Source organism: Liquorilactobacillus ghanensis DSM 18630, from assembly GCF_001435235.1.
Classification (GTDB): Bacteria; Bacillota; Bacilli; order Lactobacillales; family Lactobacillaceae; genus Liquorilactobacillus; species Liquorilactobacillus ghanensis.
This window is the reverse complement of record NZ_AZGB01000001.1, coordinates 46,269-69,814: the sequence shown is the minus strand read 5'-3', so window position 1 is coordinate 69,814 and position 23,546 is coordinate 46,269. Positions and strand designations below refer to the sequence as shown.

Here is a 23,546-nt window from a genome sequence, read left to right as displayed (position 1 = left end):
TAGCATAAAAAAACAGTTTGTGACACTTTTATTTATTAACAACTATTTTTTTTAAGCTTCGAAAATTGGTATAATTAAAACTGAAAAGAGGTGACACCGATGTTTGGTGCGATCCAAGTTATCAGTTGTTATAGTTTATTACAAAGTCCGCTACGTTTGGAAGAATTAGTTACCGCGGCTAAAGAACGCGGTTACCAAGCACTTGCTTTGACTGATCGCAATGTAATGTATGGCACGGCAGCTTTTTATCAATTATGCCGGCAACAGCAGCTTAAACCGTTGATTGGGATGACCTTAGAATTAGCGGTTGGCAATGAAATCATTTTAATCGCGGAAAATCAGATCGGTTATCAGAATCTGCTGCAGCTTTCGACGCAAAAAAATCAATTATTGGCAGAAAATAAAACTGAATTTCCATTAGAAAAAGTCCAAGCTTTTCTGCAAGGACTGCTGGTAATTACGCCATTAACCAACTCTTTAGTGATTAATTGCTTGCAAAATGGCAAGCAGGCAACCGCGGCTGAATTTGTTGCGGCATTACGTCAGCAGGTTGGTCGATCAAAACTATTTTTGGGAACCAGTCCGCAATTAAGTGCGCCGCTACGCCAAGCGATTAAAACGTTAGCAGATCAGAATCAAGTTGCGCTGACGGCTTTGGAACCGGTCAATTATCTTGATCCGGCTGATGAAGCGTATTTGAAAGTTTTACGGGCTATTCGCCAAGGCAGCCGACTGGAAACTTTTGAATTGCAGGAAAAATCACCAGTTAAAGCTTGGCTGCAGCCAGTTGCCAAAATTACCGCGGCTTATCAAGTAGCTGGGATGACAACTGCTTTGCAGCAAACAGCCGAGATTTGTCGGACCGCCACTTTTAATTTGCAGTTTAGGCAGCCGAAACTACCGCATTATCCTGTCCCTAAGCAGCAAACAGCCGCAAAATATTTGCAGCAATTGTGTTTGCAGGGGTTAAGTCAGCGCGGAATTGATCTAAAAGCAGCTGTTAATGAAAAGTACCGGCAGCGTTTGTCACACGAGTTAGCGGTAATTCAGCGCATGGGCTTTGCTGATTATTTCTTGATCGTTTGGGATGTTACCAATTATGCTCATCGGGCTAAAATTGTTATCGGTCCAGGACGTGGTTCAGCTGCCGGGTCATTGGTTGCCTACGCTCTGGCAATTACCGATGTTGATCCGCTGTACTATGATTTGCTGTTTGAACGTTTTTTGAATGAGGAACGAATCCAAATGCCGGATATTGATCTGGATATTCCTGATAATCGCCGACAAGAGGTGATCGAGTATGTCCAGCAGCGTTATGGCAAAGAACATGTTGCTCAGATTATTACCTTTGGGACATTAGGAGCGCGGCAGGCATTAAGGGATGTTGGACGAGCATTAGGTTTCAGCCAGTTTGAATTAAACTCGTTCAGTCATTTGATTCCACATCAATTGAAAATAACACTGGCTTCTGCTTTTGAGCAGTCACCGCGGTTACGCGATAAAGTAGCAGCTAATGAAAAAAATCAATGGCTGTTTAAAACGGCACGTTACTTGGAAGGCCTGCCACGGCACTTTTCAGTCCACGCTGCCGGTGTTATTTTGAGTGATCAGGATCTAAAGCAGTTGGTGCCATTGCAAGTCGGCAGTGATGGGATGCCACTGACGCAATATTCAAAAGATTACGTTGAACAATTAGGGTTATTAAAGATCGACTTTTTAGGTTTGCGTAATTTGAGTGTGTTAGATCGAGCTTTGCGACTGGTAAAACGTAATTATCAAACTGATTTTGATATTCATCAGATTCCCTTGGATGATCCGCTGACTTTGAAGTTATTTCAAAGAGCGCAAACGGCTGGTGTTTTTCAATTTGAATCGGCAGGAATTCGTAATGTTTTACGACGCTTGCAGCCGCAGTCATTTGAAGATTTGACAGCTGTAAATGCGTTATTCCGACCAGGACCAATGGAAAATATCGATCATTTTATAGCACGAAAACATGGTCAAGAACCAGTTACCTATCCAGCCCAAGCATTAAAACCAATCTTGAGCAAGACTTATGGTATTTTGGTTTATCAGGAACAAGTCATGCAGGTCGCATCTGTTATGGCAGGCTTTTCTTTGGGGCAAGCGGATATTTTACGGCGGGCAATGAGCAAAAAAAAATTAACGCTGATTGACCAATTACGAACGAAATTCTTAGCTGGAGCTCAAGAGCGCGGCTACTCAGCAGCTACAGCCGGTAAAGTATATGATTATATTGAACGGTTTGCCAACTATGGATTTAATCGTTCACACGCAGTCGCCTATACTAAAATGGCGTTTGAATTAGCTTATCTGAAATGTCATTTTCCAGCAGCTTTTATGGCCGCCTTGTTGAATTCAGTAATTGGAGATAATGAAAAGACCAAAGAGTATCTTTTGGAAGCGCGCCAGCTCAAAACAACAGTCCATAGTCCAGATTTGAATTTAAGTCAATTTGGTTTCAGCTTGTACAAACGACAAATCGTTTTTGGTTTAAATTCGATACGGTCGTTACGACGCGATTTTGTTTGGACGATTTTAAAAGAACGGCAGCAAAATGGACGTTTTAAAAGCTTTCAAGACTTTTTACAACGAATGCCAGAAAAGTATTTGAAAACGGATAGTCTGCAAGCCTTAATTTACAGTGGGGCTGGCGATACTTTTGGTCAAACTAGGGCAACACTTTTGCATAATCTGCCTAAAATTTTGGATAATCGTTTGTTGAGCGGAAACAATGTTGAACTTTTAGCCGTATTAGCTCCCAAATTGGAAGAATTTCCAGAGATAACTTTGAATGAGCGTCTAAGTCAAGAAGAAAAATATTTAGGGACTTTTATATCAGCTCATCCAGTAACCAGATATGCCCGTTTAGCCCAATTGGAAAAAACTACGCCGATTGTTCAACTGCAAGCAGAAAAAACTGGGCGAATTCTGTTGTACCTCAAAGAAAGCAAGATCATTCGTACCAAAAAAGGGGAACAGATGGCGTTTTTGACTGGAGAGGATGAAACCGGTCAAATTGAGGTGATTGTTTTTCCAAACATTTATCGGCAAGCGGCAGCTATTTTAGAAAACGATCAGGTTTATCTGATCGCCGGTAAAGTTCAACTGCGCAATCAGCGGCGGCAGTTAGTTGCTGTGCAAGTGAAAGCAGCTGCAAATATGAAAATACCAATGAAAAAAACATTTTTTATCCGTTTAACCAAATCTTTCACTAGCTTGCAAAAACAACAGCTTTGGCAGTTGATGCGCCGTTATCCTGGTAGCAATCCGGTAATTATTTATGAGGCGGCAACCGCTAAAAAACTAGCTTTAACAAAGGACTATTGGTTAGCCGATCGACCTGAATTGATCAAGGCGCTGGTAGACATGGTTGGGAAAGAAAACCTAGTTTTGAAAAATGAAAATGAATGAAAAGATATTGTGATAAACTGAATTTAATTTCTAAATTTACAAGACAAGAGCTGCTAAAAGTGTTAATATAAGCGGTGGAGAATGTGTTGTTCCATTAAATTTACACGGGGTGAAAAAATGAAACGCATAGGTATTTTAACAAGTGGTGGAGATTCATCTGGTATGAATGCTGCAATCCGTGCTATTGCGCGTTCAGCGATGACAGCAGGCCTAGAAGCTTATGGTATTAATTACGGGTTTGCTGGTCTGGTAGCCGGAGATATCCATCAATTAAGCTCAAGTGATATGGATGGAATTATCGCGCGCGGCGGTACCATTTTATATTCTGCTCGTTTCCCGGAATTTGCTGAAGAAAAAGTTCAGCTGCAGGGAATTGAACAGTTGAAAAAATTTGGTATTGATGCTTTGGTAGTTATCGGCGGCGATGGTTCATATCATGGTGCAGAACGTTTGAGTCAGCATGGCTTTAATTCAGTCGGAATTCCCGGGACAATTGATAATGATATTCCTGGAACTGACTTTACGATCGGCTTTGATACAGCAGTTAATACGGCGCTTGATGCTCTTGATCGCATCAATGATACGGCAACTTCGCATCAGCGGGTGTTTGTTGTTGAAGTAATGGGTCGAGGTGCTGGTGATATTGCATTATGGGCTGGAGTTTCCGCCGGCGCAGATGCAATTGTCATTCCAGAACGCGATTATGACATTAAAGCAATTGCCGATAAGATCAAGTTGAACCGTAAAAAAGGCAAAGATCATGCATTGATCGTTTTAGCTGAAGGTGTTATGTCAGCAGCTGATTTTAAGACGAAGCTTGACCAATATGGCAGTTTTGACAGTCGGGCAATTACTTTAGGACACGTTCAACGCGGCGGTCGTCCGACAGCTAAAGACCGGGTGTTGGCTAGCCGTTTTGGCGATTACGCTGTTAAATTACTGCTTGAAGGCAAAGGCAGTTTGGCGATTGGTATTCGCGACAATAAATTAGTAGCAACTGATATCATCGATACTTTGGAAAATCATAAACATATTACTGATGTTTCATTGCAAGATGTTAATAAACGGTTGCGCTTTTAATTTGCCTAGAGTTTTATTAACTTAGATAAAGATTCGACATTAAAAGTCGGCTTTAAAAATTTTCTATAAGGAGAGATTTTATTCATGAAGAAGACCAAGATTGTAAGTACACTTGGACCAGCTAGTTCCGATTTGGACACAATTGTAAAATTAATTGAGGCCGGTGCAAATGTTTTCCGCTTTAACTTTTCCCATGGGGATCACGAAGAACATTTAGGTCGACTGAATTTAGTTCATCAGGCAGAAAAAATTACCGGCAAGACAGTTGGTATTATGTTAGATACCAAAGGTGCTGAAATTCGGACTACTGTTCAAAAAGAAGGTAAGATCCAGTACAAAATCGGTGATGAAGTACGGATTTCGATGGATGCTTCAATTGAAGGTACTCATGATAAGATTGCCGTTACTTACCCTGGATTGCTTGATGATGTTCATGAAGGCGGTCATGTATTATTTGATGATGGCTTGCTTGATATGCAGGTTGAAAAAATTGATCGTGCTAATAAAGAATTGGTCTGCAAGGTTCTTAATGATGGAGTGTTAGGCTCACGTAAGGGTGTTAATGCACCAGGCGTTGCAATCAATTTACCTGGAATTACTGAAAAAGATTCTGATGATATTCGTTTTGGACTTGACCATGAAATCAACTTCATTGCTGCAAGTTTTGTTCGTAAACCGCAGGATGTTTTGGATATTCGCAAGTTACTTGAGGAAAAGAACATGGAACATGTTCAAATCTTCCCTAAGATCGAATCACAAGAAGGTATCGACAACTTTGATGAAATCATCAAAGTATCTGATGGCTTAATGGTTGCTCGTGGCGATATGGGTGTTGAAATTCCACCGGAAAATGTTCCGTTGGTTCAAAAGAGCTTGATTAAGAAATGTAATGCACTTGGCAAGCCAGTTATTACTGCTACCCAAATGCTTGATTCAATGCAGGAACATCCACGTCCAACTCGTGCTGAAGCTTCTGATGTGGCTAATGCTGTCTTTGATGGCACAGATGCAACAATGCTTTCTGGTGAAAGTGCTAACGGTGAATATCCGGTAGAATCTGTTGCAACAATGGCTCGAATTGATATTAAGGCTGAAAATGCTTTGCGCGAACATCGTCATTTTTCAATCAATGACTTTGATCGGACAGACGTTACCGAAGCAGTTGGTCGTGTTGTAGCTGAAACTGCTGATAACTTAGGTATTAAGACAATTGTAGCTGCAACCAAATCTGGTCATACAGCTAAAATGATTTCGAAGTATCGTCCTGATGCTGATATTTTGGCAATTACCTTTGACGACCGTACTCGCCGCGGCTTAACTGTTAACTGGGGTGTTTATCCAGTGATGGCTGAAGCACCTGCTTCAACTGACGAAATGTTCACTTTGGCAACTGAAAAAGCTAAAGAAGAAGGTTTTGCTAAAGAAGGAGATCTGATTTTGATCACTGCTGGTGTACCAGTTGGTGAAAAAGGTACAACTAACTTGATGAAGATTCAATTAATCGGGACTAAGTTAGTTTCAGGTCAAGGTGTTGGTGATGAAACAGTGATCGGCAAAGCTGTTGTTGCTTCCTCTGCAGAAGAAGCTAACAAAAAGGCTGTCGAAGGTGCTGTTTTGGTAACCAAGACAACTGACAAAGATTACTTGCCAGCTATTGAAAAAGCCAGCGCACTGGTTGTTGAAAATGGTGGTTTAACATCACATGCAGCTGTAGTTGGTATTTCAATGGGAATTCCAGTTGTTGTTGGTGCTGAAAAAGCAACTGAATTAATTTCTGACGGTGAAGTTGTAACAATTGATTCTCGTCGTGGAATTGTTTACCGTGGAGCTTCTAACGCACTTTAAAATAAAACTCTGCGTTTGACTTTTAAGTAAATATTAATATGATTTATAAGAGTTGAGATTAGTTATGATCTCAACTCTTTTTTAAAACAAAATTAGCGGAAAATGGTATTTTTAAAGACTTTCGGTTAAAATAGGTAAGAGGTGAAAAAATGGAGAGTTGGATTTTTTTAGGCGTAATTTTAGCAATTGCTTTAATTGCTAAAAATTCGTCATTGGTAATTGCGACAGCAGTTGTACTAATACTGAAAGCTTTGCCTGCTACCGGTAAATTATTAACGTTGGTTGAAAATAAGGGAATTAACTGGGGCGTAATAATTATTTCAATTGCGATTCTTATTCCGATCGCAACTGGAAAAATCGGTTTTGCCGAGTTGATCAGCGTTTTTAAAAGTCCGACCGGGTTGATCGCTTTGGCCTGCGGAGTCTTGGTCGCAGTTTTATCAAGGCAAGGAGTATCGTTACTGGCAACAACACCGCAAGTAACAGTCGCACTGTTATTTGGAACGATTTTGGGAGTAGTTTTTTTAAATGGTGTTGCTGCTGGTCCAGTGATTGCGTCAGGAATCACTTATTGCATTATTTCAATTTTACATATTGGAATTAATTAATTCTAGTTTTATTTAAGTGGAGGAAATTTAATTGAAAGAAGAAATACTAGGCCGCGTGGTTAAAGCTAAGGTAATTGATGAGAACCAGACGGCGTATTTTGTGCAAGCTGCTGCTTTGACTTGCCGGTTAGCTAAGTCAGAAGTTGAAGCCGATTTAAAATTGGGTGATTCTGTCAGCGGCTTTGTTTATGAAAATGAAGAGCATCATTTACAGATGACACTTAAAGTGCCTGCTGTTGGCATTAATCAATATGCCTTCGGTGAAGTAGTCAGTGTCAGACGAGATTTAGGCGTTTTTGTTGATATTGGATTACCGAATAAAGATTTGGCAGTTTCACTGGATGAGTTGCCGGAACAACATAAGCTCTGGCCTAAAGAACATGACCAGCTAATGATTGCTTTAAAGTTAGATCATAAAGATCGGATGTGGGGAACTTTAGCAACAACCGAAGTTTTTCAGCAATTAGCTGTCAAAGCCGAGCAGTCAATGATGAATCAGGATGTTACGGTAACGGCTTATCGGTTGAAATTGGCTGGAACTTTGGTAGTTACTGCTGATTTTAAGTTAGGATTCATTCATCCCAGTGAACGTGATCGTGAGCCACGATTGGGTGAACAATTGAAAGCACGTGTGATCGGTGTTCGTCCAGATGGCATCTTGAATCTATCATTGCGGCCACGGGCCTATGAAGCGATTGGTGACGATGCGGCAATGTTGATAGCGACTTTGGAGCATCAAGGAGGCAGTTTGCCGTTTTGGGATAAAAGTTCGCCGGCTGAAATTAAAAGTTATTTTGGCATCAGTAAAGGCCAATTCAAGCGAGCAATCGGTCATTTGTTAAAAAATGGACTAATTGAGCAGCAAACTGGCAAAATCTTATTAAAATCACCGACTAATAATCAAGGAAAGAAGTGATCGACTTGGCGCTACAGTCAGAAGAGCTCAGCCGAATCGAAAAACAGCTTCATCAAGCAGGCCTGAAACTGACACCGCAAAGACGGGCAACGGTTAAAACATTACTCCGGCTTCATGAAAGTCATCTGTCTGCTGAAGAATTATTTGCAAAAGTTAAAGAAGCAGAACCAGACATTGGATTGGCAACTGTTTACCGGACTTTGGAAGTCTTAGCTGAATTGCGGATTGTTAATCGCGTTAGTTTCGAAGATGGGATTACTCGTTATGATTTACGGACAGAAGATTCTGGACATTTTCACCATCACTTATTATGTCAGGTTTGTGGTCGGGTCGAAGAAATTCACGAAGATCTTTTGTTGGATGTTGAGCAAAAGGTTGAGCAGGATTATGGTTTTAAAGTAGCCGATCATCGATTAACCTTTTTAGGAATTTGTGCTAAGTGTCGAGCTAAGCAGCACCTGCAATAGAGGGTGATTGATTATTGATAATACAATTAAAGATTATCTACATTATTTAAAAGTTGAACGCGGATTGACTGATAATACGATTGCCAGTTATGGCAGTGATTTAAAGCAGTTTAATAAATATTTAACAGCTCAAAAAATTACTGATTATCAATCGATCAAGCGTGAGCAGATTTTAAATTTCTTGCAACTTCAAATGCAACAGTCCAAGACAGCAAGTTCAATTACGCGTACTGTGACCAGTCTGCGCCAATTTTTCCAATATTTAGCTGAAGAAAATATTATTCAAAAAAATCCGATGTTGTTGATTGATTCACCCAAAAAAAGAGAACATCTGCCAGAGGTTTTATCGGTTTCAGAAGTGGAACAGTTACTAAGGGTTCCTGATACCACCAAAGTTTTGGGATTACGTGATCGTGCAATATTAGAAGTAATGTATGCCACTGGCTTGCGGGTCAGTGAATTAGTTCATCTGAAATTAGCCGATCTGCATTTAAGCCTGGGGTTGTTACAGACGCTGGGAAAAGGTCAGAAAGAAAGAATTGTTCCGCTGGGTTCGCAAGCAGTTAAGTGGGTTGAACGTTATCTGGATGAAGCGCGGCCGAAACTATTAGGGCATCAGCGCTCACAGTTTGTTTTCTTGAATAATCATGGTCATGGATTAACTCGCCAAGGGGTTTGGAAAAACCTTAAGCAACAGGTACGAGCAGCTGGCATTCAAAAGGATGTTACTCCGCATACATTGCGGCATTCATTTGCCACCCATATTTTAGAAAATGGAGCCGATCTGCGAGTTGTCCAAGAATTACTAGGACATGCTGATATTTCGACAACGCAAATTTATACTCACCTTTCAAAGAAAAGACTGCAAGGAGTTTATAATCGATACCATCCGCGGGCGTAATTGTCCGCGTGTTTGTTTCTAAGGGCGTTTTATGGTAAAATATCGTGGATTTACGAATCTGCTAGTTGCAGTTGACCATAGGAGGTCTACAATGCTGTATAAGTATAAGAATGATTATCAAAAAATTGCCATGGGATTACTATCATTTATTCCAGATCTGAAAGAATTGTCACATCTGAAAGCTGAATTACAGTGGTACCAAGGAGAAGAGAACCGAGTACTCTTTTTATGGAAAAATCAAAATGGTGATTTTACCGGAGTTATCGGAGTAGAAATTACAGCGGATATTTTAATGGTACGGCATATTGCGGTTTCACCAGCAGAACGCAATGAAGGTATTAGCTTTCAAATGCTAGACGCTTTGGATCAGTCATATCAAAATCGAAAAATGATGGGCAGTATGGAAACGGCTGGTTTAATATCAAAATGGGAACAGCATCATGGTACTTGCTGATCGAAAGTCAAAGCAGCTGACGTTTAAGTTGGCTGCTTTTGAAGGTCCGCTTGATTTGCTGTTGCATTTGATCAAACAAAATGAGATGGATATTTATGATATTCAAATTTCTGCGATTACTTCGCAATATTTGGCTTATTTGCATCAAATGCAGTCACTTTCTCTTGATGTAGCCGGAGAATATTTAGTAATGGCCGCTACGCTGTTAAGCATTAAGAGCCGATTATTGCTGCCTCAGCACGAAGAATTAGAGTCACCGGATGAACCTGAAGAAGATCCGCGACAAGAATTAGTGGAACAGTTGTTGGCTCACCAATGCTATCAGTTGACAGCAAATAAATTACAAGAGTTGGCTGCAAAACGGCGGCGTAGTTATTCTCGCCCACCGGCTGAAGTTCCATTAGCCAGTCAGAAGCTTTTACTGAAAAAGCAATTGAAAATTACTGATCTTGAACGATATTTTGAACAGGTTTTATTAAGACAGCGTCAACGACTGCAGTTAAAGCGGGTCCGCCACGTTCGCCCGGAAAAATTTACAATTGAAACAGAAATTAAACGTTTGAAAAAAAAGGTATCACAACATGTTGGTTGGTTAGCTTTTGATAAATTGTTTGCACCAGATGATTTGATTTTAGAGCAGGTAGTCACTTCATTTTTAGCTTTGCTTGAATTAATTAAACGTGGTCAAATTGAAGTACAACAAGAAACAGATCTGGGACCAATTAAATTGAGAGGAGTGTAGATTCAAATGACGTCAAATTTGGCTAAAATTGAAGCCTTACTCTTCGTTAGCGGTGATCAGGGAATCACTCCGGGTGAGTTGGCGGAATTAACCGGATTGGCTAAGCCGGCTGTTTTTGCCCAATTAGAACAGTTGAAACAAAAGTACCAGGCAGATGATGCTACCAGTTTAAAATTACAAGCGACAGCTGAGCGGATTCGGCTTACAACTAAAAGCTTGTATGCACCATTACTGGAAAATTATTTTGCTGAACCTAATCAAGTTTCATTGTCGCGTGCAGCAATGGAAACCTTGGCAATTATTGCTTACAAGCAACCGGTTACCCGAGCGGATATAGAGGAGATTCGAGGAGTAGGAGCCAATGGCGCTTTAAAACGATTGTTACTGCTGGATTTAATTGCTGAAGCGGGTCGGCTTGAAGTCCCAGGCCGGCCGATTGTTTATGCAACGACTGAGTATTTTCTCGATCGATTTGGTTTGCATTCATTAAAGGACTTGCCACCGTTTCCGCAAGTTGAACAACTGGATTTGCCATTGGATACGACTGATCTGTTGGCACGGTTTAATGATTTAGTTGAGCCATCTGAAGAAAAAAAGGAGAAATAAGTGAAACCTAAACAAAGATTACAAAAAGTAATAGCAGCGGCTGGCGTTGCTTCAAGGAGAACTGCTGAAAAATTGATTTTAGCTGGTAAGGTTAAAGTTAATGGTCAGATCGTTCGCGAGCTGGGGACTAAGGTTGGAAATAACGATGCAGTTCAAGTTAACGGCAAGTTAGTTGAACAAGAAAAGAAAGAGTATTATTTATTTTACAAACCGCGTGGAGTGATTTCAGCGGTCAGCGATAATCATAAGCGAAAAGTAGTAGTTGATTATTTCCCAGATGTCACGGAAAGAATTTATCCGATTGGACGGTTAGATTATGATACTTCAGGCATTTTGTTGCTGACCAATGATGGTGAGTTAGCAAATCAGTTGATGCATCCACGTTTTAAAGTGGCTAAAACTTATTTGGCTAAAGTCAAAGGAGTACCTACTAAAGAACAATTGCGTCAATTGCAGCAAGGTGTCGTGATTGATGGGCGGAAAACGGCGCCCGCAAAGATAAAAAAAGTTGCAATTAAACGTGAGAATTCGTTGTGGCAACTGACGATTCATGAAGGGCGCAACCATCAAGTGAAGAAGATGTTTGCTGCTATTGGCCATCCGGTAAGTAAATTAAAACGTGAGCGTTATGGTTTCCTTGACCTAGATGGGTTGATCTCTGGTCAATACCGGCGATTGACAACTAGCGAGGTTGAGCGCTTGAAAAATTTAATTAAACAATAAGCTTGTGGTTTGTTATTTTTTATGTTACACTTTCTTTATAAAAATAATAGTAGTTTATCTTCAGGGGCAGGGTGCAACTCCCGACCGGCGGTAATAGGCCGCGACCTACAGTGATGTAGTTGAACTGGTGTGATTCCAGTGCCGACAGTATAGTCTGGATAAAGAAGATAGGGCTTATTTGAAAATAAATAAACTCTGTTGGTCGCTTCTGATCAGCAGAGTTTTTTTTCGATAAGTGCCGTGGAGATGGACTCATCAGGAGGTCATTATGATGGTGGTTACTGCTACTAAAAAATATGTTTTGGCAGCTTGTTTGGCAGGTATTTCGTATTTATTGATGTTTTTGGCATTTTCGATAATTCCGATTGTACCTTATATGAAAATTGATTTTTCGGATTTACCAATTTTATTTGGTATGTTTTTATTAGGACCGATTGGTGGAATTGAGATCGCTTTGATTCGATCGGTGTTGTATCTTTTGATTTCCGGTCCGTCAATTGCGCAATTAATTGGAGTTGCGACCAGCTTTTTAGCGACACTGCTTTTTTGCCTGCCAATTTATTATCTTTTGCGGCATGACCAAAGCTTGACCGTAAAACATGTTTTACTAACGATCACGGCTGCGACATTGTCATTGACGATCGTTTTATCTGTAGCTAATTGGTGGGTAATTACGCCACTTTACATGAGCGTTTTAGGAATGAAAATATCTTTGCCATTAAGCAAATTGGTTTTGTTTGGAGTAGTTCCGTTTAATTTAATTAAGGGGATTCTCGTTGGCTCCGTTTTTTGGCTGATTTTTTCCCGAATTCGCTTTTGGTTGCAGGATCATTCTTTATTAAGCAATCGTTAATAAAAACAAAATGTTATTTTAAGATGATATGCGCTGATTAGCAGTCGCAATCATCTTTTTTTGTTTGAAAATCGGTTTAAATAATTTGTGTTAATAACGTATAATTAAATTAGAAACTTTTTTTCAAGAAGGGAAGGGTAACGATGGCCGATCAACGATTATTGTATTTTTTTTCTGCTAAACAGCCTCGCCGACCGGCAGTTATTCGTCAAATTCTAATTAATAAGCGAACAGTTTCTAATTTGTTTTGGGGATTGAATTATCAATTATTATCTTGGCTGGCGGTTGCACCTAAATTGGAAGCGGCTTATTTTAATCAGCAGATTGAACTACTGTTGCAAACAAAAGCTTTACAGCAAACAACTGCTGGATTAGTATTGACAGCTGCTGGATCGCAGCAATGGCAGTTGTATCAAACAAGCGACTTACATTATTGGCGGCAGGCACCGCAGTTGGTCCAGCATTATCAGGTTGGAGCTTGGCAAGCAATGTTGGCCTTGCTGATCCAGGTTTTCTCAGAGATGTCATATCATAATGTTCATTATTATGTTAATGTTACCGATCCACAGTTGCAGTATTGGTTAAAACGCTGGTTGCAGCATAATCCACGCCAACAATTACAAGCACAGTTTGTTCGTACGTTAACAGAGTTCTTGACAACACAAGAGTCACCAGCAGCTAATATTTTTTTGAATATGTATTCGGGGCACCAGATCGCAGGAAGAACATTGCTGCAGCTTCAGCAGCAAACTGGTTGGACAGTGGCTGAATTAAATTGTTTACGCACAGATTTATCATTGCAATTAGCAGAAAAACTGCTGCGAGAAGGTCCAGCTTGGCAAGCTTTAATAGGTCTTTTTCGAAAGAACAGTCTGTTGTCTGCTAGTACAGCAATAACTTATCAAGCTTTTTTAAACCAGTATCCGTTGGCAAAAATTGCTCAAAAGCGGCAGCTTAAACTCAGTACGATTCAGGAACACTTATTAGAAGCAGCTATTTTTGCAACTGATTTTCCTTATTTGAAAATTTTACCAACCAAAATTCAGCAACAGCTGATAACCTTATTTAGGGGACAAACAATACCTGCTGAGTGGAACTATCAAGTAGCTCAGCAACAAGAAATTTCTTTTTTTTATTTTCGTTTGTTTCAAATTCAGCAACTGAAATTAAGACAAGGGAGGCTGAGTATTGCTAACCACAACTGAGCTGACAAGGGGATTAAAACACTATTTTGGTTATGATAAATTTAAGCCAGGTCAAATCGAAACACTGACGGCTTTAGCTCGGCAGCAGTCAACAGTTGCTGTTTTGCCCACTGGTACTGGTAAATCACTGTGCTATCAATTATATGGTTTACTAACTAAACAATTAGTATTGGTAGTTTCTCCGCTGATTTCATTGATGCAAGATCAGGTAAAAGAACTAAAATTTATTGGTGAACATCAAGCCGCTGCCTTAACATCTATGCTATCAGGGCGAGATAAAAGTTTTGTGCTACGTCATTTAAATGAATATCATTTTATTTTTATATCACCAGAAATGGCACTGCAGCCAGACATTATGCAGCGTTTTAAAGCTTTAAAATTGGGATTGTTAGTGATTGATGAAGCGCACTGTATCTCACAATGGGGTCCGGATTTTCGACCTGATTATCTTCAATTGGGAAAATTACGACAAGCACTGGGACAGCCGTTAACCTTAGCTTTGACTGCTACGGCTACTCCACAGATCAAAAAGGATATTTGTCAGCTGCTATTTACTGCTGCTCAACCGCAGCTGGTCCAACAATCAATTGATCGACCAAACATATTTCTAGCAGTTGAATCTACGGCAAATTCTTCCGAAAAAAATGCTGTTTTGTTGCGGTTAGTTCAACAATTAAAAACACCCGGCTTGATTTACTTTACCAGCCGTAAAGCAACTGAGAAGTTTGCCCGCTTGCTTACTGAAAAAACGGGGCTAAGTGCCGCTGCCTATCATGCAGACTTAAATCAGCAGGAACGTTTCGCAGTTCAGCAGCAATTTATGTTAGGAAACTTAGACGTAGTTTGTGCAACTAGCGCGTTTGGAATGGGAATCAATCAAAAAGATGTTCGGTATGTCATTCATTATCATCTGCCGACTGATTTGGAAAGTTATCTGCAAGAAATTGGCCGTGCTGGTCGTGACGGTCAACAAAGTATCGCAATTCTTTTATACTCTCCAGAAGATTTTGAGCGGCAGCGACAGCTGAGCTTTGCCAGTCTGCCGGCTTTAGCCGAATTGAAAAATTATCAAGCTGCGACTCGGCAGCAACGGCAGATATTGACTGAAAATGAGTTAACTTATCAGTTAATTGATTTTTATGCTCATCAAGGATTAAATATCAAACAACAACAGGAAATGTTTGCACAGCGTCATCAGCAAAAAGCCAGTCAACTGCGTACGCTGCAGACTTATTTAACCCTGACGACTTGTCGGCGGAAGTTTTTGTGTCAATACTTTGGCGAAACAACGGAACATTTAAAACATACTGCAGCTTGCTGTCAACCAGTTGGTCAAACCTTTGATTTACGTGATCTAAACTTACAATGTGAACATGTAGAGCGCAAGGCATCTGTTGTCTTGCCAAGTTATCAGCAGCTTTTGAAAAAATTATTTGCTGACCAATCAAATCAATTATGACTTATTTATGTGAGAATGGCATAATTATGGTAAAATAAAGTATCTTTGTTTTGGGAGGGAGTAACGATGAATCGCAAGGATGATGATCAACAATCAAAACCCTGGGATCGTACTTTTGCCGATGGCCGTGATGATAATGGAAATTATTCACGTACTGCCAGTCGAAAAAAGGTTAGAGCAAGTTCGGTGTTAACTACCTCGTTACTGGTAATTTTTATTGCAATTATTATTGGAACGGTCGCACTCTATTTTGTTTCGCAGAATAGTGCTAAGACCAGTAACAGCAGTAATAGTAACAACGTGGGAATTGTAGAATCTTCTAAGAAAAAAAAATTGAGCAGTTCCAGCAGTCAAGCGGCAGCTAAAAAAAGCAGTCACAAAAAATCAACTGCAAAAAGTCAGCAGTCAAGTGCGGCTTCGGCTGTTAGTTCAAGCGTGACGGCAGACACCACTGCTGAAGCTGACGATACTACTGCTGCCAGCAGCTCGACGACCGAGGCCAGTAGCTCATCAGTTGCTAGTTCCAGTTCAGCTGCAGCTTCGTCAGCTTCAACTAGTTCAGCCAGTGGTAAAGCGGAGTATGCTGAGGTTGGTTCCGGACAGGGGATTTATCGAGTTGCTGTTAATAATGGTTTAACAGTTTCCGAATTGTTGCAGTTGAATCCAGGATTAACTGCCAATACGGTTCTGTCGCCTGGACAACAGGTCAGAATTAAGTAGATTATAGCAAGCTAGGAGAGTTTTAGTTATGAAATCTAATTTACAAGTTGCAATTGATGGACCGGCATCCGCTGGTAAGAGCACCGTCGCAAAAAAAGTTGCGCACTTGTTAGACTATGTTTATTGTGATACCGGTGCGATGTATCGAGCGGTTACTTGGGCAGCTTTGCAGCAAAAAGTTCCACTGGATAATGATGCTGCATTGAAGGAATTGTTGACAAACCTAAAGATTGTTTTTAAACCGGCTGATGATGGCCAAAAGGTTTTTGTTGACGGAGAAGATGTTACGGCAGCAATTCGGATGCCTGAAATTAGTAAAAATGTTTCATTGGTAGCAGCTCAAATCAGTGTTCGTGAAGCACTAACCAAAAAACAACAAGAATTAGCTTTAGATGGTGGAATTGTGATGGATGGTCGGGATATCGGGACAACAGTATTGCCCGATGCAGAAGTCAAAATTTTCTTAGTAGCCAGTGTTAAGGAACGAGCTTTAAGACGTTTTCGTGAAGATCAGGCAAAAGGAATCAAGGTTGATTTATCTGAATTAGAAAAAGAAATCGCTTTAAGAGATAAAAAAGATTCGACGCGTTTGATTTCACCACTGGTTCAAGCGAAAGATGCCATTAAGGTGGATACTACAAGTTTAACGATTGAACAAGTAGTAGCCAAGATTATGGAAATTATAAAAAAAAACAACTAAATTGACTCAAAAAAAGTAATTTAACTGGAATTTACGTTTAATTTCAGCTAAAATGGTAATTAGAGTTAGTCGTTAAGGAGGACATGGTCCAATGAGTGAAGCAGATGCAAATAAGGATTTACTGGAAGCACTGAATAGTGTAAACGAAGTTAAAATCGGTGATGTGGTTAAAGGGGAAGTTTTAGCCCTTGATGACAACAAACAAGTGATTGTTGGTCTTGAAGGTACAGGTGTTGAAGGCGTTGTTCCTTTCAAGGAATTAAGCACTAAACCGGGTGAAGACATCGAAGAATCAATTAAGATTGGTGATGTTTTTGATTTAGTTGTTATTTCCAAGATTGGTTCCGATAAAGAAGGCGGCAGTTATTTGCTTTCACAACGTCGATTGGAAGCACGTAAAGTTTGGGACGAAATTGAGAAGAAATTCGAAGCTGGTGAAACAATTACAGCCCCTGTTACACAAGTTGTTAAGGGTGGTTTAGTTGTTGATGCTGGAGTTCGTGGCTTTATCCCAGCTTCAATGATTGAGGATCATTTTGTTGAAGATCTTAATCAGTACAAGGGTCAGACACTTGAATTGAAGATTGTTGAGATTGAACCAAGTGAAAATCGGTTGATTTTGTCTCATAAAGAAATTGTTAAAGCTCAGCGTGAAGCTAAGAAAGCTGAAACAATGGCTAAACTGACTGCTGGTGATGTAGTCGAAGGCAAAGTAGCTCGTTTAACAAGTTTCGGTGCTTTTGTAGACCTTGGTGGTGTTGATGGTTTGGTACACGTTTCAGAAATTGCTTTTGAACGTGTAGATAAACCAAGTGATGTGTTGAAAGTTGGACAAACCGTTAAAGTTAAGGTTTTAGCAGTTGATCCAGAAAAGGAACGTATTTCATTATCAATCAAACAAACTTTACCGCAGCCATGGGATCAGGTAGCTGAAAAGGTAGCTGAAGGTGATGTGATTGAAGGAACTGTTAAGCGCTTGACGAGTTTTGGTGCGTTTGTCGAAGTCTTCCCTGGAGTTGAAGGGTTGGTTCACATTTCACAAATTTCACATAAACATATTGCTACGCCAAATGAAGTTTTGACTTCTGGTGAAAAAATCAAAGTCAAAGTTTTAAGTGTCCGTCCTGAAGAACATCGTTTGGGATTATCAATCAAAGCTTTGGAAGAAAAACCAGCAGCTGGTGTTAGCGAAAATAAGAAACGTCGTCCGGCAGCTAAACCAACAATTTCCAATGCACCTGAAGAAAGTACTGGTTTCACTTTAGGTGATTTAGTTGGTGACGAATTAAAGAAAAACGATAAGTAAGTAAAATTACTAATTAATTTTAGCTGGTGCAAAAGACAGTGTTCTTTTGGACCGGCTTTTTTTGAGAATAAATATTTAAGAGGAGGAGATCAAGTGAGTGATCCGGTTGTGGCAATTGTTGGCCGACCAAATGTTGGCAAATCAACAATTTTTAATCGTATTGCAGGTGAGAGAATCTCAATTGTCGAAGATACTCCCGGAGTAACCCGTGATCGCATCTATGCTCATAGTGAATGGTTAGGTCAGCGATTTAGTTTAATTGATACTGGCGGAATCGACATTAGTGATGAACCATTTGTTACACAAATTCAAGAACAAGCTGAAATTGCAATTGATGAAGCCGATGTTATTATCTTGATTGTTAGTATTAAAGAGGGAATTACCGATGCAGATGAAAAGGTAGCTCGAATCCTTTATCAAACAGACAAACCGGTAATTGTTGCCGTTAATAAAGTTGATAATCCAGAGCTGCGAGGAGAAATTTATGATTTCTATTCATTAGGCTTGGGAGACCCTCTACCAATTTCTGGTTCTCATGGAATTGGCATAGGTGATCTGCTTGAAAAAGTTTGCCATTATTTTCCTAAAGAAACAGAGCAGACTGATAATGATACTATCAATTTCAGTTTTATTGGTCGACCAAATGTTGGCAAATCATCTTTGGTTAATGCAATTTTGGGAGAAAACCGTGTGATTGTTTCTAATATTGAGGGAACGACCCGCGATGCAGTTGATACCCCATTTGAAACAAAGGCGGGAGATCAATTTACGGTAATTGATACCGCTGGGATTCGTAAACGCGGCAAAGTTTATGAGAACACGGAAAAATATTCGGTTCTGCGCGCATTGCGAGCAATTGATCGTTCCGATGTAGTGTTAGTTGTTTTAGATGCTGGAACTGGGATTCGTGAGCAAGATAAGAAAGTGGCAGGCTATGCTCATGAGGCCGGTCGGGGAATAATAATTGTTGTTAACAAATGGGATTTAGTTAAAAAAGACAGTTATACGATGCAGGGATTTGAAAAAATGATTCGGGAGGAATTTCAATACCTTGATTATGCTCCGATTGTTTTTGTTTCCGCCCAAACTAAACAACGTTTAAACCAGTTACCTCAAGAGATTAAACGGGTTGCTGAAAACCAGCGGCGGCGAATCAGATCGGCAGTTTTAAATGAGGTATTAATGGATGCAATTGCTCGTAATCCAACCCCAACTGAAAATACTAAACGATTAAAAATCTATTATGGAACTCAAGTTGCTGTTAAGCCACCAACTTTTGTTATTTTTGTCAATGATCCTGAGTTAGTTCATTTTTCGTATGAACGCTATTTGCGTAATCGGTTGCGAGAATCCTTTGATTTTAGCGGCACACCGTTGCGTTTAATTGCTCGTAGAAGAAAGTAATTGATGATTATAGTGGAGATTTAATTAAAAAGAATTGTTTCTTATTTTGCGATCTCTTTATGAGATATTTTTAACCATCAATTATGCAAAAAACAGGATGAAAACCTTGTTATATTAGGCTTTATATGCTATCTTATTAACAGAGATGATGATTTGTTAGTCATTGTTTCGCTATTTCTTTTTGAAATGGCCCTTCGCAGCTTGCTGGCTGCGTTATTCTTCTATTGGGAGGTGAAACCATGGCAAACAAAGCACAATTGATCGATACTGTTGCAACTAAAACAGGTTTAACAAAGAAAGATGCAACATCAGCTGTTGATGCTGTTCTTGACACAATTCAAGATCTTTTGAAACAAGGCGAAAAAGTTCAATTAATCGGATTTGGTAACTTTGAGGTACGTGAACGTGCAGCCCGTAAAGGCCGTAACCCGCAGACCGGTAAAGAAATTCAGATTCCAGCAAGCAAAGTACCTGCATTCAAACCAGGCAAGGCTTTAAAGGAAGCTGTTAAATAAGACAGTTTGATACTTACTTGTTCGTCAGAGCCGGGACATATGTTATGTTCCGGCTTTTTTGGATATTGTAGTTTTTTAATAAAAAAGAGGATTTAATATGACACATTCTGAGCAGACGTTGGCATTAATTAAAATTGGAAAGCATACTCAAGCTGAAAAAGAATTTGAGCAAGCCTTAACTAAAGACACACCTGAAAATTTATTTGCATTAGCTGAAAGTCTGTCGGAATTGGGTTTTTCTGATTGGGCCGAACAAGTTTATCAGTTATTACTGAAAAAGTTTCCTGATGAGGATCAGTTAAAAACTAATCTAGCTGAGATTGCGATTAATAATGGCAAGGATGAGCAAGCCCTTGCCTATTTGAGCTCAATAAAAGCAGATTCTCCGGCTTATCTGACAGCTTTATTAGTTGCGGCCGATTTATATCAAACGCAAGGTTTATTTGAAGTTAGTGAACAAAAACTTTTGCAAGCCCATCAAATAGCTCCAACAGAAACGGCTGTTGTCTTCGGGTTAGCAGAATTATATTATAATATGAAAAATTATCGCTCAGCCTTGGCTTATTATCTGGAATTGCTCAAATCAGGTCAAGTGGTTGTTGCTCAAGTAAATTTAGTCCAGCGGATAGGGGCTTGCTACGCTGAAAGTGGTAAGTTTGAACAAGCATTGGGATATTTGGAGCAAATTCATACGGAAGATTTATCGCCGGATAGTTTATTCCAATTGAGTTTTACACAATTTGAATTAAAACATTATGAAGATGCCATTAAGAGTTTTAATAAATTAAAAGCCAGTGCACCAGATTATACGACACTTTATCCGGTTTTAGCAGCCGCATATGAACAAGTCGGCCAATTGAAAGAAGCGCTTTTAACAGCACAAGAAGGTTTGCGAGTTGATCAATATAACAGTAAATTGTATTTACAGGCTAGTCGTATAGCCTTAAAACTGCAACAAGCAAAGTTAGCAGAGAAGTACTTGCGCCAGGCGTTAACCTTTGATGAAGATAATTTGCAACTGATTACGGAATTGAGTAATTTATTGCAACAGCAGAAACGCTTTTCTGAAAATATTACTTTTTTAAAACAAGCTAATCAGGCTTTAAATGATCCGCAATTAATTTGGAATTTGGGTCGGGCTTACGCAGCCGTCGAAAAAGACCAAGCTGCGCTTGAATGCTACCAAGGTATTCAAAAGGATTTTGATGATAATGCTACGTATTGGCAAGAATTGACTTTATTAGCCCGGCGAGCTGGAAACTTGGATCTAGCTAAAAAAGCCGTTAAACATTATTTAACGTTAGTACCAAATGATCTGGAAATGCTCGATTTGCAAGATGAATTAGCAGCAGATTTTTAATACTTGCTGACGGAATCTGAAGAAAAACTCAGTAGGCGATAATAATTAAGCGAGTTTAAATCTAAATGCAAGCGGCGGCAACAGACCTGAGTTGCTAGTTGACGATTTTTTTGAAGAAAATTGCAGATAGCAGCTGTCCGCAGTTTTTGCGGAGATAACGAGAAATCCAGCTGTGTTTGATCACGCTGAAGATACTTATGTAAAGCTGGTAGGGTTAAGTATGGTTCACTATTAGTATGTCGCTGTTTTAAAAAGAGGTCCAGACTGTTATGTCGTTGACTTAATGGTTGGTGAAATTGGTGAAATTCATTCATAAAATGCTGCTCAGTTGCTGTTAATGGCTCACTTTGCCAAATTAAATAAAAGCCCGGCTGTAAAAATTCAGCCGCAGCATAGAAATGGGCTGTCAAGAGTAATGTTAGTCGAGTATAAAATGAAAGTTCTGTATTAGTTAAAAGTTTGGGTAATTGTTCTGACCAAGTTGTGGGAATTGTGTTAGCATGTTTGAGCATAGTTCCTTTTAGGCTAAGGGTTGGCAAAGAACTGATGAGTTTGGCTTGGAATAAAAAAATAAAATATTGATTTAAGTGAGATAAAATTTTGTTGTAAGTCGTGTCCGTAATGGTTGCGGCTTTTTTCATTTGTAGTAAATACTCCTGTAAATCAGCAGCAGTGATCTGTGCAGGTGAAGTGACTTGTGGATTAGACTGCAATGCGTGAAATAAATTGATCAGATCATGGCGATAGCTCAAAATAGTGGTGCTTGCTAGTTGTTGCTGGAATAAATGATTTTCAAAAATTGTTTGGTATGGATACATAGGTTATGCTCCTTTGTTAATAGTACTTTGTTACCTTAACTTATTTTATAACAAAAAAAGCAGCGCTGCAAACTTCGCAGCGCCAACCCAGTAATCAACTATTTCGTCCCGGTTAAATGCTTATTAGTCATAGCAAAATATTTAGCATCGATTTTTATTAGCTGAAATTTCAAATCATTGGTTAATTTTAACTGGTAAAAGGCAATTGCAAAGGTAGCTGCAAAGGCTAAAAATGTTAGTAAATTTAACAGTGGATGGAATTTACTGATGAATGGATAATAGATAATTAAAATTACTGCTATTAAGAAAATAAACCAGAATTTAGCCGCATACTTTTTTGCAGCTTTCTTTTGTTGCAGTAATTGCCGATATAATTCTGCTAAATATTTAGTTTCAACTTTTATTGAATTTTCCGTGTCCGTAAGCCTCACTCTTTTCGATTAAGTATCCTTAGTATAGTATCCAGTTTATAAGAAACATTTAAACCAATGGAAAAAAAGCAGAAAGTTGCTTAAGTTTTTTGTAAAGCTTGAAAAAGTAATAATTATTTTACTTTACTTAGCAAACAAGTGTTCGTATAATTTTCTTGAGGTGAGAATTTAGTGGGTAAAAACAAATTATCACAAAATCGACTGGGGCGAGTCTCAGAACAACAAGCTGAATTTTTTTTAAAGAATTACTATCATGATCGCGGCATGTTAAAATGGCAAGGTTTCTTTTTAAGTGATCATACTACCGCATTGACTAAAAATAAGCAGACTGAAACACCAATTTACCGCAAACAACAATCGTTAACTTCAATTACCAGCTTATTAATTATTAGTTGGCAAAAAAGTCAAGCGTTAAAAATTCAACTTAATCGAATTGATACTGATCAAAATGTTGAAGAGTATCAGGGAGTTGTTCATGGGTTTAACGAAAAATATGTTTTTTTAGGCAATTCACAGGGAATTCTTAAACTTGATATTGCTGAAATTAGAAATTGCTACATTGATTAGTCATTAATTTGAGTAAGACTGTTTTAATTATCATTTAAAAGCAAAAACTTTTAATAAACGCTTGCAATCAAGTTTATTAATCACTAAAATTGCAATTATGTGTTATTACTATTTTCAGGCATGAGGAGGAGAATTTTTGAAGGAAGAAAATAAATTTATTTTGATTGTCGGCCGAACAGCAACCATTTTAGCGGTGTTAATGTATGTTTCTTATATTCCGCAGATTATAAATAATCTGCAAGGAGATTACAGCAATCCAATTCAACCGTTAGTCGCCGCTATAAATTGTACATTTTGGTCAATTTATGCTTATTTTAAAATGGATCGAGATTGGCTAATTTTTTGGGCGAACATCCCAGGAGTTTTCTTTGGTTTGGCGGCGTTTGTTACGGCATTACATGCTTAATAGCAATCCAGCTGGTGTTTTTAAA

At 39.1% G+C, this 23,546-nt stretch carries 24 protein-coding genes and 1 riboswitch; of the genes, 22 read left to right on the top strand and 2 right to left on the bottom strand.

Annotated features, from left to right (window positions below; all coding sequences use genetic code 11):
• Window positions 1–99: 99 nt before the first annotated feature.
• The 20 genes from dnaE (at window position 100) to FC89_RS00255 (ending at window position 21,299) form a co-directional block, all read left to right on the top strand.
• Window positions 100–3,435 (top strand): DNA polymerase III subunit alpha, encoded by a 3,336-nt coding sequence (gene dnaE, locus FC89_RS00350; RefSeq protein WP_057870559.1) that lies wholly within the window; start codon window positions 100–102, stop codon window positions 3,433–3,435.
• 117 nt (window positions 3,436–3,552) lie between these two features.
• Window positions 3,553–4,515 (top strand): 6-phosphofructokinase, encoded by a 963-nt coding sequence (pfkA, locus tag FC89_RS00345; protein ID WP_057870558.1) that lies wholly within the window; start codon window positions 3,553–3,555, stop codon window positions 4,513–4,515.
• Window positions 4,516–4,599: 84 nt separating this feature from the next.
• Entirely contained in the window at window positions 4,600–6,360 is a 1,761-nt protein-coding gene (gene pyk / locus FC89_RS00340) for a pyruvate kinase (RefSeq protein ID WP_057870557.1), read from the top strand.
• 149 nt (window positions 6,361–6,509) lie between these two features.
• Window positions 6,510–6,968 (top strand): DUF441 domain-containing protein, encoded by a 459-nt coding sequence (locus FC89_RS00335; protein ID WP_057870556.1) that lies wholly within the window; start codon window positions 6,510–6,512, stop codon window positions 6,966–6,968.
• Between the two features lie 31 nt (window positions 6,969–6,999).
• Complete coding sequence (locus FC89_RS00330) at window positions 7,000–7,884, top strand: CvfB family protein (protein ID WP_057870555.1); 885 nt, start codon at window positions 7,000–7,002, stop codon at window positions 7,882–7,884.
• A gap of 5 nt (window positions 7,885–7,889) precedes the next feature.
• Window positions 7,890–8,351, top strand: coding sequence for a ferric iron uptake transcriptional regulator (gene fur, locus FC89_RS00325; RefSeq protein WP_057870554.1), 462 nt, complete (start codon window positions 7,890–7,892; stop codon window positions 8,349–8,351).
• A 13-nt stretch (window positions 8,352–8,364) separates the two neighbouring features.
• The gene (gene xerD / locus FC89_RS00320) at window positions 8,365–9,252 is read left to right on the top strand and encodes a site-specific tyrosine recombinase XerD (protein WP_057870618.1); all 888 of its coding nucleotides are present in this window, start codon (window positions 8,365–8,367) and stop codon (window positions 9,250–9,252) included.
• A gap of 91 nt (window positions 9,253–9,343) precedes the next feature.
• Window positions 9,344–9,706, top strand: a complete 363-nt coding sequence (locus FC89_RS00315) for a GNAT family N-acetyltransferase (RefSeq protein WP_057870553.1) — start codon at window positions 9,344–9,346, stop codon at window positions 9,704–9,706.
• The gene (locus FC89_RS00310) at window positions 9,693–10,448 is read left to right on the top strand and encodes a segregation and condensation protein A (RefSeq protein WP_057870552.1); all 756 of its coding nucleotides are present in this window, start codon (window positions 9,693–9,695) and stop codon (window positions 10,446–10,448) included. Before FC89_RS00315 ends, FC89_RS00310 begins: the two co-directional genes overlap by 14 nt.
• Before the next feature lie 6 nt (window positions 10,449–10,454).
• Complete coding sequence (gene scpB, locus FC89_RS12770; RefSeq protein WP_057870551.1) at window positions 10,455–11,054, top strand: SMC-Scp complex subunit ScpB; 600 nt, start codon at window positions 10,455–10,457, stop codon at window positions 11,052–11,054.
• Window positions 11,055–11,777: a pseudouridine synthase gene (locus FC89_RS12765; protein ID WP_057870550.1), complete on the top strand. Its 723-nt coding sequence runs from the start codon at window positions 11,055–11,057 to the stop codon at window positions 11,775–11,777.
• A gap of 52 nt (window positions 11,778–11,829) precedes the next feature.
• Window positions 11,830–11,950: riboswitch (FMN riboswitch) on the top strand.
• Window positions 11,951–12,048: 98 nt separating this feature from the next.
• Window positions 12,049–12,630 (top strand): ECF transporter S component, encoded by a 582-nt coding sequence (locus tag FC89_RS00295; protein ID WP_083485367.1) that lies wholly within the window; start codon window positions 12,049–12,051, stop codon window positions 12,628–12,630.
• Window positions 12,631–12,773: 143 nt separating this feature from the next.
• Window positions 12,774–13,835, top strand: a complete 1,062-nt coding sequence (locus tag FC89_RS00290) for a helix-turn-helix domain-containing protein (RefSeq protein ID WP_057870548.1) — start codon at window positions 12,774–12,776, stop codon at window positions 13,833–13,835.
• Window positions 13,819–15,294: a RecQ family ATP-dependent DNA helicase gene (locus tag FC89_RS00285; RefSeq protein ID WP_057870547.1), complete on the top strand. Its 1,476-nt coding sequence runs from the start codon at window positions 13,819–13,821 to the stop codon at window positions 15,292–15,294. Before FC89_RS00290 ends, FC89_RS00285 begins: the two co-directional genes overlap by 17 nt.
• Before the next feature lie 66 nt (window positions 15,295–15,360).
• Entirely contained in the window at window positions 15,361–16,014 is a 654-nt protein-coding gene (locus tag FC89_RS00280) for a LysM peptidoglycan-binding domain-containing protein (protein ID WP_057870546.1), read from the top strand.
• A 28-nt stretch (window positions 16,015–16,042) separates the two neighbouring features.
• Window positions 16,043–16,714 carry a (d)CMP kinase gene (cmk, locus tag FC89_RS00275; RefSeq protein WP_057870545.1) on the top strand — a complete coding sequence of 224 codons (672 nt, stop codon included), beginning with the start codon at window positions 16,043–16,045 and terminating at the stop codon, window positions 16,712–16,714.
• A gap of 91 nt (window positions 16,715–16,805) precedes the next feature.
• Window positions 16,806–18,020, top strand: a complete 1,215-nt coding sequence (rpsA, locus tag FC89_RS00270) for a 30S ribosomal protein S1 (protein ID WP_057870544.1) — start codon at window positions 16,806–16,808, stop codon at window positions 18,018–18,020.
• A gap of 93 nt (window positions 18,021–18,113) precedes the next feature.
• The gene (der, locus tag FC89_RS00265; protein WP_057870543.1) at window positions 18,114–19,424 is read left to right on the top strand and encodes a ribosome biogenesis GTPase Der; all 1,311 of its coding nucleotides are present in this window, start codon (window positions 18,114–18,116) and stop codon (window positions 19,422–19,424) included.
• A gap of 239 nt (window positions 19,425–19,663) precedes the next feature.
• On the top strand, window positions 19,664–19,939 hold the full coding sequence (locus FC89_RS00260; protein WP_057870542.1) for an HU family DNA-binding protein: 276 nt from the start codon (window positions 19,664–19,666) through the stop codon (window positions 19,937–19,939).
• Window positions 19,940–20,036: 97 nt separating this feature from the next.
• Window positions 20,037–21,299 carry a tetratricopeptide repeat protein gene (locus FC89_RS00255; protein WP_057870541.1) on the top strand — a complete coding sequence of 421 codons (1,263 nt, stop codon included), beginning with the start codon at window positions 20,037–20,039 and terminating at the stop codon, window positions 21,297–21,299.
• Here the strand turns inward: FC89_RS00255 and FC89_RS00250 are convergent.
• The gene (locus FC89_RS00250; RefSeq protein WP_057870540.1) at window positions 21,296–22,117 is read right to left on the bottom strand and encodes a site-specific integrase; all 822 of its coding nucleotides are present in this window, start codon (window positions 22,115–22,117) and stop codon (window positions 21,296–21,298) included. The two genes, FC89_RS00255 and FC89_RS00250, sit on opposite strands and share 4 nt — an antisense overlap.
• Window positions 22,118–22,215: 98 nt before the next feature.
• Window positions 22,216–22,548: a hypothetical protein gene (locus FC89_RS00245; protein ID WP_057870539.1), complete on the bottom strand. Its 333-nt coding sequence runs from the start codon at window positions 22,546–22,548 to the stop codon at window positions 22,216–22,218.
• Between the two features lie 171 nt (window positions 22,549–22,719).
• Between FC89_RS00245 and FC89_RS00240 the strand changes: the two genes are divergently transcribed.
• Window positions 22,720–23,115: a hypothetical protein gene (locus FC89_RS00240; RefSeq protein ID WP_057870538.1), complete on the top strand. Its 396-nt coding sequence runs from the start codon at window positions 22,720–22,722 to the stop codon at window positions 23,113–23,115.
• Between the two features lie 136 nt (window positions 23,116–23,251).
• Window positions 23,252–23,521, top strand: a complete 270-nt coding sequence (locus FC89_RS00235; RefSeq protein ID WP_057870537.1) for a SemiSWEET family transporter — start codon at window positions 23,252–23,254, stop codon at window positions 23,519–23,521.
• Window positions 23,522–23,546: the final 25 nt, after the last annotated feature.

Bases quoted from the DNA above. Each gene is read 5' to 3' on its own strand.
- dnaE (WP_057870559.1), top strand. From the start codon at position 100: ATGTTTGGTGCGATCCAAGTTATCAGTTGTTATAGTTTATTACAAAGT.
- FC89_RS00255 (WP_057870541.1), top strand. From the start codon at position 20,037: ATGACACATTCTGAGCAGACGTTGGCATTAATTAAAATTGGAAAGCAT.
- FC89_RS00335 (WP_057870556.1), top strand. From the start codon at position 6,510: ATGGAGAGTTGGATTTTTTTAGGCGTAATTTTAGCAATTGCTTTAATT.
- FC89_RS00315 (WP_057870553.1), top strand. From the start codon at position 9,344: ATGCTGTATAAGTATAAGAATGATTATCAAAAAATTGCCATGGGATTA.
- pfkA (WP_057870558.1), top strand. From the start codon at position 3,553: ATGAAACGCATAGGTATTTTAACAAGTGGTGGAGATTCATCTGGTATG.
- pyk (WP_057870557.1), top strand. From the start codon at position 4,600: ATGAAGAAGACCAAGATTGTAAGTACACTTGGACCAGCTAGTTCCGAT.
- FC89_RS00295 (WP_083485367.1), top strand. From the start codon at position 12,049: ATGGTGGTTACTGCTACTAAAAAATATGTTTTGGCAGCTTGTTTGGCA.
- FC89_RS00310 (WP_057870552.1), top strand. From the start codon at position 9,693: ATGGTACTTGCTGATCGAAAGTCAAAGCAGCTGACGTTTAAGTTGGCT.
- cmk (WP_057870545.1), top strand. From the start codon at position 16,043: ATGAAATCTAATTTACAAGTTGCAATTGATGGACCGGCATCCGCTGGT.
- FC89_RS00280 (WP_057870546.1), top strand. From the start codon at position 15,361: ATGAATCGCAAGGATGATGATCAACAATCAAAACCCTGGGATCGTACT.
- scpB (WP_057870551.1), top strand. From the start codon at position 10,455: ATGACGTCAAATTTGGCTAAAATTGAAGCCTTACTCTTCGTTAGCGGT.
- FC89_RS00250 (WP_057870540.1), bottom strand. From the start codon at position 22,117: ATGTATCCATACCAAACAATTTTTGAAAATCATTTATTCCAGCAACAA.
- rpsA (WP_057870544.1), top strand. From the start codon at position 16,806: ATGAGTGAAGCAGATGCAAATAAGGATTTACTGGAAGCACTGAATAGT.
- FC89_RS00260 (WP_057870542.1), top strand. From the start codon at position 19,664: ATGGCAAACAAAGCACAATTGATCGATACTGTTGCAACTAAAACAGGT.
- FC89_RS00290 (WP_057870548.1), top strand. From the start codon at position 12,774: ATGGCCGATCAACGATTATTGTATTTTTTTTCTGCTAAACAGCCTCGC.